This window comes from Actinomadura sp. BRA 177, assembly GCF_013372625.1.
In the GTDB taxonomy this organism is placed as follows: domain Bacteria; phylum Actinomycetota; class Actinomycetes; order Streptosporangiales; family Streptosporangiaceae; genus Spirillospora.
Genome location: NZ_JABXFD010000422.1, coordinates 1 through 16,496 on the forward strand (window position 1 = coordinate 1; position 16,496 = coordinate 16,496).

General features: G+C 73.8%; 13 protein-coding genes and 2 pseudogenes. 7 read left to right on the forward strand and 8 right to left on the reverse strand.

The annotated features are described in order from the left end of the window. Window positions 1-817 (forward strand): GAF domain-containing sensor histidine kinase (locus HUX53_RS25445; protein ID WP_176405747.1); only part of this gene is annotated, 817 nt, incomplete at its 5' end. 7 nt (window positions 818-824) lie between these two features. On the opposite strand, the gene HUX53_RS25450 is transcribed toward HUX53_RS25445, so the two are convergent. The 3 genes from HUX53_RS25450 to HUX53_RS25460 are packed head-to-tail and all read right to left on the reverse strand — an operon-like array spanning window position 825 to window position 3,236. Beyond that, window positions 825-1,334: a DUF664 domain-containing protein gene (locus tag HUX53_RS25450; protein ID WP_176405748.1), complete on the reverse strand. Its 510-nt coding sequence runs from the start codon at window positions 1,332-1,334 to the stop codon at window positions 825-827. 10 nt (window positions 1,335-1,344) lie between these two features. Next, on the reverse strand, window positions 1,345-2,583 hold the full coding sequence (locus HUX53_RS25455) for a HAMP domain-containing sensor histidine kinase (protein ID WP_176405749.1): 1,239 nt from the start codon (window positions 2,581-2,583) through the stop codon (window positions 1,345-1,347). Next, complete coding sequence (locus HUX53_RS25460) at window positions 2,580-3,236, reverse strand: response regulator transcription factor (RefSeq protein WP_176405750.1); 657 nt, start codon at window positions 3,234-3,236, stop codon at window positions 2,580-2,582. The genes HUX53_RS25455 and HUX53_RS25460 overlap by 4 nt, the downstream gene beginning before the upstream one ends. A gap of 167 nt (window positions 3,237-3,403) precedes the next feature. On the opposite strand from HUX53_RS25460, the gene HUX53_RS40170 reads away from it, so the two are divergent. The 4 genes and pseudogenes from HUX53_RS40170 to HUX53_RS25470 all read left to right on the forward strand — a co-directional run. After that, window positions 3,404-3,943: a hypothetical protein gene (locus HUX53_RS40170; protein WP_217919877.1), complete on the forward strand. Its 540-nt coding sequence runs from the start codon at window positions 3,404-3,406 to the stop codon at window positions 3,941-3,943. Then, entirely contained in the window at window positions 3,943-4,986 is a 1,044-nt protein-coding gene (locus HUX53_RS25465) for a peptidoglycan-binding protein (RefSeq protein WP_217919878.1), read from the forward strand. The genes HUX53_RS40170 and HUX53_RS25465 overlap by 1 nt, the downstream gene beginning before the upstream one ends. After that, window positions 4,983-5,565 (forward strand): annotated as a pseudogene (locus tag HUX53_RS40175) (ABC transporter ATP-binding protein). Before HUX53_RS25465 ends, HUX53_RS40175 begins: the two are co-directional and overlap by 4 nt. Before the next feature lie 95 nt (window positions 5,566-5,660). Beyond that, window positions 5,661-6,644: pseudogene (locus HUX53_RS25470) on the forward strand (ABC transporter permease); the annotation flags it as partial. Window positions 6,645-6,770: 126 nt separating this feature from the next. Here HUX53_RS25470 and HUX53_RS25475 read toward each other — a convergent pair. After that, window positions 6,771-7,889, reverse strand: a complete 1,119-nt coding sequence (locus HUX53_RS25475; RefSeq protein WP_176405751.1) for an NAD(P)/FAD-dependent oxidoreductase — start codon at window positions 7,887-7,889, stop codon at window positions 6,771-6,773. A gap of 65 nt (window positions 7,890-7,954) precedes the next feature. On the opposite strand from HUX53_RS25475, the gene HUX53_RS25480 reads away from it, so the two are divergent. Next, a complete protein-coding gene (locus HUX53_RS25480; RefSeq protein WP_176405752.1) occupies window positions 7,955-8,542 on the forward strand; it encodes a TetR family transcriptional regulator in 588 nt (195 codons plus the stop codon). A 236-nt stretch (window positions 8,543-8,778) separates the two neighbouring features. On the opposite strand, the gene xylA is transcribed toward HUX53_RS25480, so the two are convergent. Both xylA and xylB read right to left on the reverse strand, forming a co-directional pair. Further along, a complete protein-coding gene (gene xylA, locus HUX53_RS25485) occupies window positions 8,779-9,936 on the reverse strand; it encodes a xylose isomerase (protein WP_176405753.1) in 1,158 nt (385 codons plus the stop codon). An 11-nt stretch (window positions 9,937-9,947) separates the two neighbouring features. Next, the gene (xylB, locus tag HUX53_RS25490; protein ID WP_176405754.1) at window positions 9,948-11,330 is read right to left on the reverse strand and encodes a xylulokinase; all 1,383 of its coding nucleotides are present in this window, start codon (window positions 11,328-11,330) and stop codon (window positions 9,948-9,950) included. Window positions 11,331-11,420: 90 nt separating this feature from the next. Here xylB and HUX53_RS25495 point away from each other — a divergent pair, with 90 nt between their 5' ends. After that, window positions 11,421-12,626: an ROK family transcriptional regulator gene (locus tag HUX53_RS25495; RefSeq protein WP_176405755.1), complete on the forward strand. Its 1,206-nt coding sequence runs from the start codon at window positions 11,421-11,423 to the stop codon at window positions 12,624-12,626. Here the strand turns inward: HUX53_RS25495 and HUX53_RS25500 are convergent. Beyond that, window positions 12,623-14,146, reverse strand: a complete 1,524-nt coding sequence (locus tag HUX53_RS25500; RefSeq protein ID WP_176405756.1) for a glycoside hydrolase family 43 protein — start codon at window positions 14,144-14,146, stop codon at window positions 12,623-12,625. The two genes, HUX53_RS25495 and HUX53_RS25500, sit on opposite strands and share 4 nt — an antisense overlap. Then, window positions 14,143-16,464: a beta-glucosidase gene (locus tag HUX53_RS25505; RefSeq protein WP_176405757.1), complete on the reverse strand. Its 2,322-nt coding sequence runs from the start codon at window positions 16,462-16,464 to the stop codon at window positions 14,143-14,145. Before HUX53_RS25505 ends, HUX53_RS25500 begins: the two co-directional genes overlap by 4 nt. Window positions 16,465-16,496: the final 32 nt, after the last annotated feature.

Below are 16,496 nucleotides of genomic sequence, written 5' to 3' on the forward strand. Positions count from 1 at the left end.
AGATGTGTATAAGGGCCAGCCGTCGGGGCTGCCGGTCGGGCCGCTGCTGGTGGTGCCGCTCGGCACCGGCGCGTCCGCGCGCGGGACGATCACCGTCATCAACCCGCCGGGCGGCGCGCTGTTCTCCGCGGGGACGCAGCGGCTGCTGGAGGCGTTCGCCGGGCAGGCGGCGGTCGCGCTGGAGCTCGCCGACCGGCGCCGCGACACCGAGCGGCTGGCGCTGCTGGAGGACCGCGACCGGATCGCCAAGGACCTGCACGACACCGTCATCCAGCGGCTGTTCGCGACCGCGATGACGCTGATGGCCGCCATCAAGATCACCCAGAAGCGGGAGGTCGCGACGCGGGTGCAGCGGGCGGTGGACGACCTGGACGACACGATCCGGCAGATCCGCTCCACCATCTTCGCGCTGCAGGCGCCGCCGGACGAGGAGTCGCTGCGCAGCCGGGTGCACGCGCTGGTCGACGCCGCCGCCGAGCGGCTCGGGTTCGCGCCGTCGGTGCGGCTCGCCGGGCTGCTGGACACCGCGGTCGACGACCCGGTCGGCGAGCACCTCCTCGCGGTCGTCCAGGAATCGCTGTCGAACGTGGCCCGGCACGCCCGCGCGAGCGAGGCCGTCGTCGTCATCGACGTCGGCGACGACCTCACGCTGCGGGTCGAGGACGACGGCGTCGGCATCCCCGAGGGCGGGCGGCGCAGCGGCCTGCGCAACATGCGCGAGCGCGCCGAGGACCACGGCGGTTCCTTCAGCACCCGCGCCCGGCCCGGCGGCGGCACGATCCTGGTCTGGCGCGTCCCGCTCAAGGACGACGCCTAGCCGGCGGTCAGCCGCCGGGGAGCAGGCCGCGGACGTAGGAGGCCTGGCCGGCGTGCTGCAGGTCGTCGGAGATCACGCTGACCAGCCGGACGGCGAGCGTGACCGGCGGGTCCCACGCGCGGTCCACGACGCGCTCCAGGTCGCCGTCGGTGAGCGCCGACACGTACTTCACCGTCCGGTCGTGGACGGCGTCGTGGTAGCCGGTCAGCAGCTCGGCCGACTCCACCTGCACCGCCGCGACCTCGTCGCCGGTGTGCCCGTACCCGGTGTCGGACGCGTCCAGCGGCAGCCCGAACCGGCCGTCCCAGCCGTCCTCCGTCCACACCTGCGCGGTGCCGGCGGCGTCGGCGACGTGATCGTCCTGGACGCGGGTCAGGTGCCAGACGAGCCACGCGATCGAGTTGGCCCCGTCGGCGGGCCGGTAGGCGAGCTGCTGTGCGGTGAGCCCGCCGGCCGCCCCGTGGACGACCCCCTGAACCCTGTCGAACCCGTCGGTGAGCAAATGCGCACTGGTCATTGGAAGGACGCTACCCCGATCGCGCCGGATCTCTCAGCCCGCGGGCGGCGTCTTCGCCGGCGGGCACCCGGGACGGCAGCCGGACGGTCACGGTGAGGCCGCCGCCGGGCCGCGGGGACGCCGCCACCGTCCCGCCGTGCGCGGTCGCCGTCGCCCGCACGATCGACAGCCCCAGCCCGGACCCGCGGTCGGACCGCACCCGGTCGTTGCCGAGCCGCCGGAACGGCTCGAAGATCGTCTCGACCTCGTAGCCGGGGACGGCCGGCCCGGTGTTGGCGACCACCAGCTCGGCCCACCCGTCCCGGCCGCGGGTGGTGACCGACAGCTCGCCGCCGTCGCGGTTGTGCCGGATCGCGTTCTCGACCAGGTTCTGCACCAGCCGCTCCACGAGCACCGGATCGCCGGCGGTGGGCGCGGGGCCGAGCCGCCGGCCGGTGCCGACGCCGCGCGCCCGCGCCTCGGGCCCGGCCTGCTCCAGCACGTGGCCGGCCACGTCCGCGAGGTCGAGCGGCGCCGGGTCCACCACGACGTTCTCGGTGCCGGCGAGGGTGAGGAGGCCGTCGATGAGGCGCTCGTGCCGGCCGTTCACCACCAGCAGCGACTCGCCGAGCCGCTTGACGTCGTCGGTGGCGTCCGGGCGGCGCACCGCCACGTCCACGAGCGTCCGGTTGATGGCGAGCGGGGTGCGCAGCTCGTGCGAGGCGTTCGCCACGAACCGCCGCTGCCCGTCGAACGCCCGCGCCAGCCGGCCGAGCATGGTGTCGAAGGTGTCGGCCAGCTCCTTGACGTCGTCGCGCGGCCCCGCGTAGGCGATCCGCTCGGTGAGGTCGTGGCTGCGCGCCACCCGCCGCGCCGTGTCGGTGATCGCGTGGACGGGGCGCAGCGCCCGGTCGGCGACGAGCCAGCCGAGCCCGAGCCCGGCCGCGCCGACCAGCCCGAGCGCGATGCCGCCCTGCGTCAGCAGCGCGCTCAGCGTCTCCCGCTGGTAGTCCTCCCGCCCGGCGATCAGCACCTTCTGGACGTCGACCCGCGACGGCCCGGCCGGGGCCACGGCCGATTCCGCGCCCGCCGGGATCTGGCCCTGGAACACCTGGTTCACGCGGGGCTCCGCCTGCCGCTGCAGGTTGTTCTGCACCAGCAGGTACGTCAGGCCCAGCAGGACGATCCCGGCGCCGAGGAACAGCCCGGTGTAGAGCACGGTGAGCCGCATCCGGATCGTCGGCCGCAGCCGCTCGCCGAAGCCGCTCATGGGATCCGGTACCCCGTTCCCGGGACGGTCTCGATGACCGGGGGATCGCCGAGCCTGCGGCGCAGCTTCATCAGCGTCACCCGGACGGTGTTGGTGAACGGGTCGGTGTGCTCGTCCCACACCTTCTCCAGCAGCCGCTCGGCGGACACGATCGTCCCGTCCGCGCGCAGCAGCTCGGCGAGCAGCCCGAACTCCTTGCGCGCCAGGTGCACGTACCGGCCGTCCCGGTACACCTCCCGGCGGGACGGGTCGAGCCGGATCCCGGCGCGCTCCAGCGCCGGCGGCGCCGCCGGGCGGGAGCGCCGCCCGAGCGCCTGCACCCGCGCCACCAGCTCCTCGAACGCGAACGGCTTGGTCAGGTAGTCGTCGGCGCCGAGCCGCAGCCCGTCGACCCGCGCCGGGACGGTCACGGCGGCGGTCAGCATCAGCACCCGGACCAGCGCGCCGGACTCCACGACCGCGCGGCACACGTCGTCGCCGTGCACGACCGGCAGGTCCCGGTCCAGGACGAGCACGTCGTAGTCGTTGACGCCGAGGCGCTCCAGCGCGGCGTCCCCGTCGTAGACCACGTCCACGGCGAGGGCCTCGCCCCGCAGCCCCTCGGCGATCGAATCGGCGAGCATCCGCTCGTCCTCGGCGATCAGTACCCGCACGTCTGCCGTCCCCTGTCCCGCGCTGCCGTTCCTGCCGGCCCAGCTTGCGGGACGGGGCGTAACGCGGGCATAACCAGATCCGGTTACGGCGGGGTTACCGGGCCGGCGCTGGACTTGCGGTCGCCGCCGGCGGTCCGTCCGGCGGAACCGACCGAGGAGACCGACCGATGCGACGACAGACGCTCGGGGCGCTGGCACTCGTCCCGGCCCTCGCCTTCACGCTGCAGGCATGCGGCGGCGACGGCGGCGGCGCCGGAGCGGGCAGTACCGCCAAGGCGGCCAGTGACGACGCGAAGCTGCGCGAGTTCGCCCAATGCATGCGGGAGAACGGGGTGGACATGCCGGACCCGAAGGACGGCAGGATCGAGATCCGCGCGTCCGCGAAACCCGGCGCGGGAGGCGCCCCGAAGGACAGCGGCGAGGTCGAGGCGGCGCAGAAGAAGTGCGCGCACCTGATGCCGAACGGCGGCAAGCCGCGCAAGCCCAAGCCGGAGGACCTGGCCAAGATGCGCGCGTTCTCCAAGTGCATGCGCGACCACGGCGTCAGCGAGTTCCCCGACCCGAAGCCCGACGGAACGATGCTGCTCAAGGCCGGTCCTGGCACCGGCATAGACCCGGAGAGCACGGAGTTCAAGGCCGCGCAGAAGGCGTGCGGCAAGCTCCAGCCGGGCGGGATGGGGCTGTCCAGCAAGAAGGACGAGGACTAGTGGCCAGGACGCGCACCATCGTCCTTGGCGCGGCCGGGGTGGTCGTGGCCGGCGGTGCCGGCCTCGCGACCGTCGGCCTCGGCGGTGGCGGGGACCCCGCCGCCGCGCACAGCACGCTGCCGCCGGCGACGGCGCCGATCGAGCGGACGACCCTCGTCGAGACCCAGGACGTCGACGGGACGCTCGGCTACGGCGACACGCACACCGTCACCGGCGCCGGGCACGGCACCCTCACCTGGCTCGCCGGGCCCGGAACGGTGATTTCCAGGGGCCGGCCGGTGTACCGGGTGGACAACAAGCCGGTGCCCCTGCTGTACGGGAAGCTGCCGCTCTACCGGACCCTCTCCCAGGGGAAGGAAGGAGCCGACGTCAAACAGTTCGAACGCAACCTGCGGGCCTTGGGCTACACCGGGTTCACCGTGGACGACACCTACAGCGCCGCCACCGTCGCGGCGGTGAAGCGCTGGCAGGACGACCTCGGCGTGGACGAGACCGGCCGGATCGAGCCGGGCGCGGCCGTCGTCGCGTCCGGCCGGATCAGGGTGGCCGAGCGGAAGGCCCACGTCGGCGACCGGATCGGCGGCCCCGTCCTCACCTGCACCGGCACGACCCGTGTCGTGACCGTCGATCTGGACGTGCAGTACCAGCGGCTCGTGAAGAAGGGCGCCGGGGTGGAGGTCGAGCTGCCGTCCGGCGACACCGTCAAGGGCGAGGTCGCCTCGGTCGGAAAGGTCGCGAAGGAGGGCAAGGAGGGCGAGCCGTCGACCGTCGAGATCGAGATCTCGGTCAAGTCGCAGAAGTCGCTCGGCTCCTACGACAAGGCGCCCGTCAAGGTGAGCTTCACCGCGAACCGGCACCGCGACATCCTCGCCGTGCCGATCGGCGCGCTGCTCGCCCAGGGCGACGGCGGCTACGCCGTCCAGGTCGTCGAGAACGGGCGGGCCCGCACGGTCCCGGTGGAGACCGGCGTGTTCACCGAAGGGGAAGTCGAGATCACCGGATCCGGCCTGAAAGAAGGCATGAAGGTCGGGGTGCCCTCATGAGCGCGGTCGTGGAGTTGAAAGAGGTCACCAAGACCTACCCCGGCGGCGTCACGGCACTGGACGGCGTGTCGCTGACCGTCGAGGAGCGTGAGCTGGTCGCGATCGTCGGGCCGTCCGGGTCCGGGAAGTCGACGATGCTGCACCTGCTCGGCACGCTCGACCGGCCGAGCGCCGGGACCGTCCTGGTCGAGGGCACGGACGTGTCGCGGCTGCCGGACCGGCGGCTGTCGGCGCTGCGCGCCCGCCGGATCGGGTTCGTCTTCCAGCAGTTCCACCTCGCCGCCGGCGTCAGCGCGCTGGACAACGTCGCGGACGGGCTGCTCTACGGGGGCGTGCCGCTCGCGCGGCGGGCCCGCGCTGCTGCTGGCGGACGAGCCCACCGGCGCGCTGGACTCGGCGTCCGGCGCGGGCGTCCTGGAGCTGCTGCGGGAGCTGTCCGCCGGCGGCACGACCGTCGTGCTGATCACGCACGACCGGGACATCGCCGCGCTGCTGCCCCGCCAGGTGCGGATGCGCGACGGCCGGATCGTCCACGACGACGCACGAGTGGACGACGCACGGGTGGAGGCCGCACGGTGACCGCGACGACCCCACCCCGGCTCGGCCCCGGTGACGTGCTGCGCGTCGGCGCCGCCGGGCTGCGGTCCCGCCCGATGCGGGTGTTCCTGTCCGCGCTCGGCATCGCGATCGGGATCGCCGCGATGATCGGCGTGGTCGGCATCTCCACGTCCAGCCGCGCCCAGCTCCAGGCCACCCTCGACCGGCTCGGCACCAACCTCCTCACGGTCGGGCCCGGCAAGGACTTCTTCGGCGCGGACTCCGACCTGCCGGACGAGTCGGTCGGCATGGTGGCGCGGATGCCGGACGTCGAGTCTGCGTCGGCGACCGGGAGGCTGGACGACACCAGCGTCTACCGAAACGACCACATCCCGGAAGGGCAGAACGGCGGCATCGCCGTCCTCGCCGCCCGCCTCGACCTGCCGAAGACCGTCGGCCTCAGCATGGCCGCCGGCACCTGGCTCAACGCGGGCACGGCGAAATACCCGGCCGTCGTGCTCGGGGCGGACACGGCCGACCGGCTCGGCGTGGCGGCGCCGAACATCCAGGTGTGGCTCGGCGCGCAGTGGTTCACCGTCGTCGGCATCCTCGAACCGAACGAGCTGGTCCCGGAGGTGGACTCCACCGCCCTCGTCGGCTGGGACGCCGCCGTCGCCCACCTCGGCTTCGACGGCCACCCCACCACCATCTACACCCGCGCCCGCGAGGACGCGGTGGAGAACGTCCGGAACCTGCTCGCCGCCACCGCGAACCCGCAGGCCCCGACCGAGGTGGAGGTCAGCCGCCCGTCCGACGCGCTCGCCGCGCAGAACGCCACCGACGAGGCGTTCACCGGCCTGCTCCTCGGCCTCGGCGGCGTCGCACTGCTGGTCGGCGGCGTCGGCGTCGCCAACACGATGGTGATCTCGGTCCTGGAGCGCCGCGCGGAGATCGGCCTGCGCCGCTCCCTCGGCGCGACCCGCGGCCAGATCCGCCTCCAGTTCCTCACCGAGTCGCAGCTCCTCGCGGCACTCGGCGGCGTGGGCGGCGTGGCCATCGGCATCGTCGTCACCGCCGTGTTCGCGGTGACGCAGGGCTGGCCGACCGTCGTCCCGGTATAGGCGATGGCCGGCGGCATCCTCGCCACCCTGCTCATCGGCGGTGTCGCGGGCCTCTACCCGGCCATCCGGGCGGCCCGCCTCGCCCCTACCGAGGCCCTGGCCGCCCCGTGATCAGAGGACCCGTGATCAGAGGAAGTCGCTGATCTGGGCGAGCCAGCGCGTGTAGTAGACACCGGTCAGCCCGTCGGGGGCGAGGCGGGAGACGAAGGAGGGCAGCCGGTTGATGTCCTCGCGGCCGGCATGGCGGGCGACGATCCCCGCCTTGCGCGAGCGCTTCCGCTCGTACTCGCGCAAGGCGGCGGGCACGTCGTCCGGCTTGGCGCGCAGGACGGCCGCCAGCGCCCACGCGTCCTCCAGCGCCTGGTTGGCGCCCTGCGCTCGCGTCGGCGGCATCGAGTGCGCCGAGTCGCCGGCGAGCGTGACGCGCCCGGCTCCCCACTTCCTCGGCACCCGGTGGCGGTAGTGCGGAAACAGCTCCACATCGGCCTCCCGGACCGCCGCCAGCACCTCGGGCACGGGCGTGCACCAGTGCCCGAAACGCCGCCGGATCTCCGCGAGCGGCTCGGCGAGCGGCGGCTCGTCCGGCGACCACGGCATGTCGAACCACCACTGCAGAAGCCCCTCGCCGGCGGGCATCAGCCCGCAGCTACCGCCCTTGCCGGCGATCATCAGCCCGACCCGCGAGGACACCACATCGATCGGGACGGGCCCGAGCCCCTGCCACGTACCCCAGCCGGTCGGCTCCGCCGGATCCCCGCCCCACAGTTGGTCCCGCACGACCGACCGCCGCCCGTCGGCCCCGACCACCAGATCGGCCTCGCCGACCGACCCGTCCGCGAACCCGGCCCGCACCGTCCCACCCTCCTGGGAGACACCGGTACAGGCGCGCCCGAACTCGACGACCCCGTCCGGCAGGGCGTCCATGAGACGTTCGAGAAGCCGCCGCCGAGGCAGGCAGACGTGCGGATGCCCATGGACCCGCGCGGCCCGCGCGACATCGACCGAGACCAGGCGCCGCCCGTCCGCATCCCGCTGCTCCAGGACGTCGATCGGGGCGCCGACCCCGTCCAGCGACACCCCGAGGTCCCGCAGGATGCCGGTCCCGTTGCTCCACAGCGTCACGGCGGCACCTCCGGTGCGCAGCGCGGCGGCCTCCTCGGCGACGGTCACTTCATGCCCGTCCGCCCGCAGCGCCACGGCCGCCGCCAGCCCCCCGACCCCAGCCCCGATGATCAGAACCCGCATGACGCCTCCCGAGATCAGATATCACTACGATGTTAGTACTAACACCATAGTGATAATCTGGCGGGGTGCCGCCACCGCAGAACCTGGAGCGACGCCGTGCCCTAGCCGACGCCGCGATCGAGGTGCTGGGACATGCCGGAATCCACGGCCTGAGCCACCGCTCGGTGGACGAGCGGGCAGACCTTCCCCCCGGGACCGCGTCCAATTACTTCCGCAGCCGGGACGCTCTACTCCAAGCCGCCGCCGACCGCGTGATCGAACTGCACAAGCGGGACATGACGGCCGCGACCGGCGGAACCCCGACCCCCATCGACCGCGAAACGCTCATCGAGCTGATGGCCCTGTCCCTCCACCACGCGGCCACCGAGCAACGCACCCGCTACCTGGCGGTCTACGAGCTGACCCTGGAGGCCACCCGCCGCCCGCACCTACGCGAGGCACTGGCCCAACTGGCAGAACCCACCCTCGACTTCACCGTCCAGATGCACCGTGACCTGGGCCTCAACACCCCTCGCATCCAGGTCCAAGCACTGATCACCCTCTACGGTGCCACCCTGTTCGACCTCGCGACCCGTCCACCCGAAACGGTAACCCTCGAAGACGCACGCACCCTCACCCAAGCCATGGTGAACGGCACCTTGAGCGGGATGTGACTGACCCTCTTGGACGAGTCACACCCCACCCTCTTGGACTGGACCGAAGGCTGGACACAGACCTGAGCGACAACCACGGGCAGGCACGCGGAGGGCGCTCTAGCGCCCGGAGCGGGCATGCCCGACGACGCAGGCGACCGCAGCGCCCACAGACCGCAACGGGCACAACGACAGAAACAAGGCGTGAGGATCGCCTGCGTCGTGACGGGGGTTCCAGGGGGTCGCCCCCCAGGGAGTTATCGAGTCCCGTAGAGGTGTTCTAGGGCCAGCTGGTCGAGGTGTTCGAATGCGGTGCGGCGGGCGCCGAGCGTTTCGGCGTCGGCGGTGGCGTTGCGGACGGAGCGCCAGTCTTCGCCTTCGGCGAGGGTGGGCTGGGCCAGTTCCGCCACCTTGGCCTGGCGGAGGGCGTCCTGGACGTCGGGGTCGGCGCGGAAGGCGCGGACCTTCTCGCGGAGGATCAGCCAGTTGCGCATGCAGGCGGCGGCCGACTCCCACACGCCTTCGTCGTCCTCGGTGCGCGGCGGCTTGAAGTCGAAGTGGATGGGGCCGCTGTAGTCGCTGTTGTCGATGAGGTCGACGACCCAGAACGCGCCGCGCGTGTTGCCGGCGCCGAAGCGGAGGTCCTGGTCGTAGCGGGGGCCGTGCTGGCCGTTCAGGTCGATGTGGAACAGCTTGCCCTGCCACAGGGCCTGGGCGAGGCCGTGCGCGTAGTTGAGGCCGGCCATTTCCTCATGCCCGACCTCGGGGTTGAGGCCGACGGTGCCGGAGTACTCCAGGGTCTGGATGAAGGCGAGGGCGTGGCCGATGGTGGGGAGCAGGATGTCGCCGCGCGGCTCGTTGGGCTTCGGCTCGATCGCGAAGCGCAGGTCGTAGCCCTGGTCGGCGACGTAGGCGCCGAGGACGTCGAACGCCTCCTTGTAACGGTCCAGGGCGGCCTGGACGTCCTTGGCGGCGCCGGACTCGGCGCCTTCGCGGCCGCCCCAGCACACGTAGGTCTTCGCGCCGAGTTCGGCGGCGAGGTCGAGGTTGTCCATGACCTTGCGGAGCGCGAAGCGGCGGACGTCGCGGTCGTTGGCGGTGAACGCGCCGTCCTTGAAGATGGGGTGGCCGAACAGGTTGGTGGTGGCGGTGGTGACGACGAGGCCCGTCTCGTCCAGGGCCTTGCGGAACGCGTTGACCTTCTCCTGCCGCTCGCCGGGCGTGGCGTCGAAGTCGAACACGTCGTTGTCGTGGAAGTTGACGCCGTAGGCGCCGATCTCGGCGAGCTTGCGGACGGCGCGGTCGGCGGGCATCGGCGGGCGGGTGCCGGGGCCGAACACGTCGACGCCCTGCCAGCCGACCGTCCAGATGCCGAACGAGAACCGGTCCTCGGGTGTCGGTGTGTAGTCGCTCATGGGAATCCTCCTCAGATCTCCGGGGCGGAGTCGCGCAGCGCGGCGTAGCGTTCGCGGACGTCCGTCGCGGTGTGGTCGCTGGTGTGCTCAGTGGCGGGCGGTGCCGGCCATTCGGGCGGTTCGGTCGTCCCGGCGAGTGCCCAGGCCGCCTGGCGGGCGGCGCCGAGCGCCACGTACTCGGCGGGCTCGGGCACGGTCACGGGTGTTCCCAGAATCGCCGGGGCCAGTTCTCGGACGGCCGCCGAGCGTGCGCCGCCGCCGATCAGCAGGGTGCGGCGGGGCCGGACGCCCTGCGCGGCGAGATGGTCGACCGCGTCCGCGAGGGAGCACAGCAGCGCCTCGACCGCCGCCCGCGCCACGTTCTCGCGGGTCGCGTTGGCAGTGGTGAGGCCCGCGACGACACCGGTCGCGGACGGACGGTTCGGGGTGCGTTCCCCGTCCAGGTAGGGGAGCAGCGTCACGCCGCCGGCGCCGGGCTCGGCGGCGAGGGCGAGCGCGGACAGCTCCTCCAGCGTGGCCCCCGTCATCGCGGCGGCGGACGAGAGGATCCGCGCGGCGTTCAGCGTGGCGACGAGCGGGAGGAACCGCCCATTCGCGTCGGCGAACCCGGCGACCAGGCCGGACGCGTCGGCGGCGGGCACGTCCGCGACCGCGAACGCCGTCCCGGACGTGCCGATCGACACCACGACGTCGCCGGGACGCAGCCCGAGGCCGAGCGCGGCGCCCATGTTGTCGCCGGTGCCCGGGCCGAGCGCCGCGCCCCAGGCCGTCTCGCCGACCTTCTCGCCGGGGGCCGCGACGCGCGGCGTCTCGGCGTCGCGGCCGAGCGCCGCGCGCAGCAGGTCGGGCAGGTATTCGCCGGACGCGGGGGACCAGTAGCCGGTGCCGGACGCGTCGCCCCGGTCGGTGACCGGTTCGGGAGCGCCGAGCCGCAGCGTCAGCCAGTCGTGCGGCAGCATGACCTGCTCCGTGCGCCGCGCGTTCTCCGGCTCGTTCTCGGCCATCCACCGCAGCTTGGTGACGGTGAAGGAGGCGACCGGCACGCTGCCCGTCCGCTCGGCCCACGACTTCGCGCCGCCGAGTTCCTCGATGAGGGCGCGGGCGTGCTGCGCCGAGCGCGTGTCGTTCCACAGCAGCGCGGGCCGGACGACCTCGCCCGCGCCGTCGAGCGCGACCATGCCGTGCTGCTGTGCGCCGACGGCGACCGCGTCGGCCCGTTCCAGCACCTCGCGGACCCGGGAGAGCGCGCTCCACCAGTGGTCCGGGTGGCATTCGGTGCCGTCCGGGTGCGGCGCCGACGCCTCCGCGACCACCGCGCCGTCCTCGGCGCGGCACAGGACGACCTTCGTCGACTGCGTCGAGGAGTCGACGCCCGCGACCAGGCTCCCGGCCATCCCGGACCCCTTTCGTAAAGAGCTTGGACTAATTAACGTAGCAGAGGGCCACCGCCCTGCCTATAGACGCGTTTCATTTAGGGTTGATTCATGACGAAGTCCGCGAACGCCCCCGTCCGGCACGCGACGATGCGTGAGCGGAACCTCGCCGTCGTCCTGGAGCACGTGGCCCGGTACCAGCCCGTGACCAGGGCGCGGCTCGCCGAACTGACCGGTTTCACCAAGACCACCGTCTCGAACCTCGTCGCACTGCTGGAGGGCGCCGGGCTGGTCCGGGACGGCGCGCCGGTCCACGAGGGGGAGCGCGGACGCCCCGGCGTGGGGGTGTCCGTCCGCGGTGACGGCGCCGCCGGGCTCGGCCTGGAGGTCAACGTCGACTACCTCGCCGCCTGCGTCGTCGACCTCGCCAGGCAGGTCCGCTACCGGCACGTGGTCAGCGCCGGCAACCGCGGCCGCGAGCCCGGCGCAGTCCTCGCCGCGCTGTCCGCGCTCGCGGCCGAGGCGGTCGCGGCCGCCGCCGGCCAGGGCCTCACCGTCGCCGGCGCCGCGGTCGCCCTGCCCGGCCTGCTCGACCGCGAGAACGGCGTGGTGCGGCGCGCCCCGAACCTCGGCTGGACCGACGTCCCCGTCACCGGCGCGCCCGGCCTCGCGACCGCGCTGCCCGCCGAGTACGACAACGAGGCCAACCTGGCCGCCCTCGGCGAGCTGTGGTTCGGCGGCGGCGCCCGCTTCGGCGACTTCGTGCACGTGTCGGGCGAGATCGGGATCGGCGCCGGCATCGTCGTGGACGGGCGGGTGTTCCGCGGCGCGCACGGCTTCGCCGGGGAACTCGGCCATCTCATCGCCGAGCCGTCCGGCCCGCCCTGCTCCTGCGGCGGGCACGGCTGCCTGGAGCAGATCGCCGGCCAGGAGGCGATCCTGCGCGCGGCCGGGCTGCCGGTGACGCGGCCGGCCGGCGGACCGGAAGGCTCGGTCGGCCGGCTCGTCGAGCGGCTCACCGCCGGCGACGCGGCCGCCCTGGACGCGGTGACCCGCGCCGGCCGGGCGCTCGGCGGCGCGCTCGCCTCGGTCGTCAACCTGATCGACCCGGACACCGTCGTCCTCGGCGGAGTCTTCTCCCCGCTGGCCGAATGGGTCCGCCCCCCGCTCCAGGACGTCCTCGCGAACGGCTCCGGCTCGCTGCGGCGCGGCGCGCCGCCCGTCGAGGTCTCCGGCCTCGCCGAGGGCGCCGCCGTCCTCGGCGCGGCCGGGCTCGTCGTGGAGCGCGTGATCGCCGACCCCGCCCTCCTCCTTTAGAGCGGGGTGTATTCGAACCAGGGGAAGTCGGCGTGGTTCGTGCTTGCCCGGCCGTTGGAGGTCGCGTAGAGGCCGATGTAGGTGCCGGTGAAGCCGCCCGCTACCTGGCTGGTGAGGATGTCGCCGTCCACAGGATCGCCCAGCGGCGTCCAGACGCCCGGCTCCACGCTGTAGGACGCCTGGTACCAGCGCCCGTGCGCCTCGAAACCGAGCTTGACCGGCCCGGAGACGGCCGGCCCTCTCGCCAGCACCGTTTCGATGCCCTGCTCGCGCTTGATGAGCCGGAGCCCCATGCTCGTCAACACCAGCAGGACGTGGAAGTCGTTGTTCTGGACGAGCGCCAGCCCCGCCAGCTCCTCATCGGCCGGCGTGAAGTCCAGCGCGGTGAAGGCGGCGAAGTCGTGGTGCTGCTGGCGGCGCCCTGCGAACGACGGGTTGGCGACGTCCGACAGGCTCTCGGGCCGGACGCGCAGCCGCAGATGCCCGGGACGCTCGGCCAGGCTCCACCAGCGTTCCCGCGGAGTCCGCAGCATGTTCCAGGACGGGCCGAGCTCGGGCCCGTCGAACTGGTCGCACACCGGGACGGCCGGCCACGGGTGCGGCGGCGGTGAGGGGGTCGGGCGGCTCGCCTCCAGGTGCCCGCCGGTGACCGGCCACCCGTCCTCCCAGACCACGGGGGCCAGGAACGTCTCCCGGCCGAGGGCGCACCGGTCGCCGTGGTGCGGGCGCATCGCGAGCAGCACGGCCCACCACTCGCCGTCCGGCGTCTCCACCAGATCGGCGTGCCCGGTGCCGATGACGGGATGGCCGGTGCCGAGGTTGCGGTGGGTCAGGATCGGGTTGCGCGGATTCCCCTCGTACGGGCCGGTCACCGCGTCGGCGCGCGCGACCATGACGGCGTGGTCCATCGCGGTGCCGCCCTCGGCGGTCAGCAGGAAGTACCGCTCGCCGATCTTGTAGAGGTGGGAGCCCTCCGACCAGATCGCGCCCTTGACCGCACCGTCCCAGAGCACGTGCTCGTCGCCGGTCAGCGCGAGCGCCGCCGGGTCGAACTCGCGCAGCCAGATCTCGGTGTGCCCCTCGTACCGACCGGTCGGCCGGGTGCCGGTGCACCACGCCCGGCCGTCGTCGTCGAAGAACAGGGACGGGTCGATGCCCTCGCCGTCCAGCCGGTGCGCGTCCGACCACGGCCCGGCCGGATCGGACGCGGTCATCACGAAGTGCCCCGACCACTCCCGGCCGTCCACGAGCGTGCACACGAGGTAGAAGGTGCCGTCGTGGTGGCGGAGGGTCGGCGCGTACAGGCCACCCGACGCCGGGACGCCGTCGAGGGGGAGCTGCTCCGGCCGGTCGAGCGCGTGCCCGGCCTGCCGCCAGTGCACCAGGTCGCGGCTGTGGAACACCGGCAGGCCCGGGAACCACTCGAACGTGGACGTCACCAGGTAGTAGTCACCGCCCACGCGGCAGATCGACGGGTCCGGGTGGAAACCCGGCAGGACGGGATCGCTGAGCAGGGTCAAAGCGGCGTCACCCGCACCGGGACGGTGAGGACGCGGTCCGGGCCGAGTTCCCGGACGGGCCCGTCCAGCGTGAAGGAGCCGTGCAGCGGCAGGTCGGCGCTCGACCGCCCGACCGCGGCCTCGACCACGCCCGGCTCGACGATGCGGCGCAGGTCCGGTCCCGTGAACGAGGTCCGGTCGGCGTGCACCTCGAACTCGACCCGGGCCGCCGCGCCGGGCTCCAGCCGGATCCGGGCCCACCCGGCGAGCCAGCGCGCCGGCCGCACGACCGACGCGACCGGGTCGGACAGGTAGAGCTGCGCGACCTCGGTGCCCGCGCGGTCGCCGGTGTTGCGGACGACCGCGCTGACCGTGACGGTCCCGTCCGTGGTGGCGCGCTCGCCGACCCGCAGATCCTCGTACTCGAACGTCGTCCAGGTCAGGCCGTACCCGAACGGGTACAGCGGGACGGGGTCGACCGTGCTCCAGTCGTGCCCGCCGTCCATCGGCGAGCGCAGGTAGGTGACTGGAGGGCCGGACGCGCGGCGCGGCACACTGATCGGCATCCGCCCGGACGGGTCGACCCGTCCGGCGAGGACGCCCGCGACCGCGCGCCCGCCCTCCTCTCCGGGGAAGAACGCCTGCACGACGGCGGCGGCCCGGTCGGCGATGCCCTCGATCGCGTACGGGCGGCCGGTCAGCATCACGATGACCGTGGGGGTTCCGGTGTCCAGGACGGCGTGGGCCAGCTCCGCCTGCCGGCCGGGCAGCGCGAGCGTCTCGACGTCGCAGCCCTCCCCGGACGTGCCGCGGCCGAACAGCCCCGCCCGGTCGCCGAGCACGAGCACGCACACCTCGGCGTCCCGGGCCGCGGCGACGGCGGCCTCGATGTCGGCGTCGTCGGCGACGAACACGTCCTTCGAGCCCGCCACCCGGACGCCGGGCAGCTCGTCCCGCAGCGCGTCCGCGACGGCCGGGATCTCCACGCCGAGCGGCAGCTCCGGATGCTGGCGGCCGACATGGCTCGGGAACGTGTAGCAGCCCATCATCGCGAACGGGTCCTCCGCGAGCGGCCCCGTCACCACGACGCCGTCGCCGGAGCGCAGCGGCAGCACGCCGTCGTTGGCGAGCAGGACGACCGACTCCTCGGCCAGCCGCCGCGCGAGCGCGCGGTGCTCCGGCGGGTCGAAGTCCAGCGTCGCGCCGTCCCCGTCGCCGGGGACGCCGTCCAGCAGGCCGAGCTTCGCCTTCATCGCCAGCACCCGGCCGGCGGCCCGGTCCAGCAGCTCCTCCGGCACGACGCCCGACCGGACCAGCTCCAGCAGCGGCTCACCGTAGCAGCGGACGGTCGGCAGCTCCACGTCGATCCCGGCGCGCAGCGCGAGGGCGCCGGCCTCGCCCCGCGACCCGGCCACCCGGTGCCGGGTCTCCAGGAAGGAGATGCCGAAGTAGTCGGCGACGACGAGGCCGGTGAAGCCCAGCTCCTCGCGCAGCAGCCCGGTCAGCAGCCGCTCGTCGGCGGCGGCCGGCATCCCGTCCACGTCGGTGTAGGAGTGCATGACCGAGCGGGCGCCGCCCTCGCGCAGCGCCATGACGAACGGTTCGAGGACGACGTCGGCGAACTCGCGCGGCCCGATCGGCGTCGGCGCCATGTTGCGGCCCGCGCGGGAGGCGGAGTAGCCGGCGAAGTGCTTCAGCGTGGTGACCACCCCGGACCGTTCCATGGCTCTCACGTAGGCGGTGCCGAGGACCCCGACGAGATACGGGTCCTCGGCGATGCACTCCTCCGTCCGGCCCCAGCGGGCGTCGCGGACGACGTCCAGCACGGGCGCGAGGCCCTGGTGGACGCCGGCCGCGCGCATGCTGGACCCGATCGCGGCGGCCATCTCGCCGACGAGGTCGGCGTCGAAGGTGGCGCCCCACGCGGGCGGGCTGGGGAACACGGTGGCGCCCCACGTCATGAAGCCGTTGAGGCACTCCTCGTGCGCGATCGCCGGGATGCCGAACCGGTTGCCGGCGGCGACCAGGCGCTGCAGCTCGCGCAGCCGGGCGGCGCCCTCGGCGGCCGGGACGGGCGAGGTCCCGAACACGCGGGTGAGCTGGCCGAGGCCCCGCTCGACGACCTCGTCCAGGGCCGGGGCGGTCTCGTTCGAGTCGTCCTCCATCGGGGCGACGGGCTCGCCCGGTTCGGCGGGCATCGCCCAGAACCCGGCGAGCTGCCCCGCCTTCTCCTCCGGCGTCATCCGGGCCAGCAGGTCGGCGACCCGCTCGGCGGCCGGTGACCCGGGGTCCTGCCAGGGCTCGCGTGTCGCGCTCGCGGCCGGGACGGCTTCGGTCATCGTTCCTCCGAGGGGGGCGGCGGGGCGGTGGA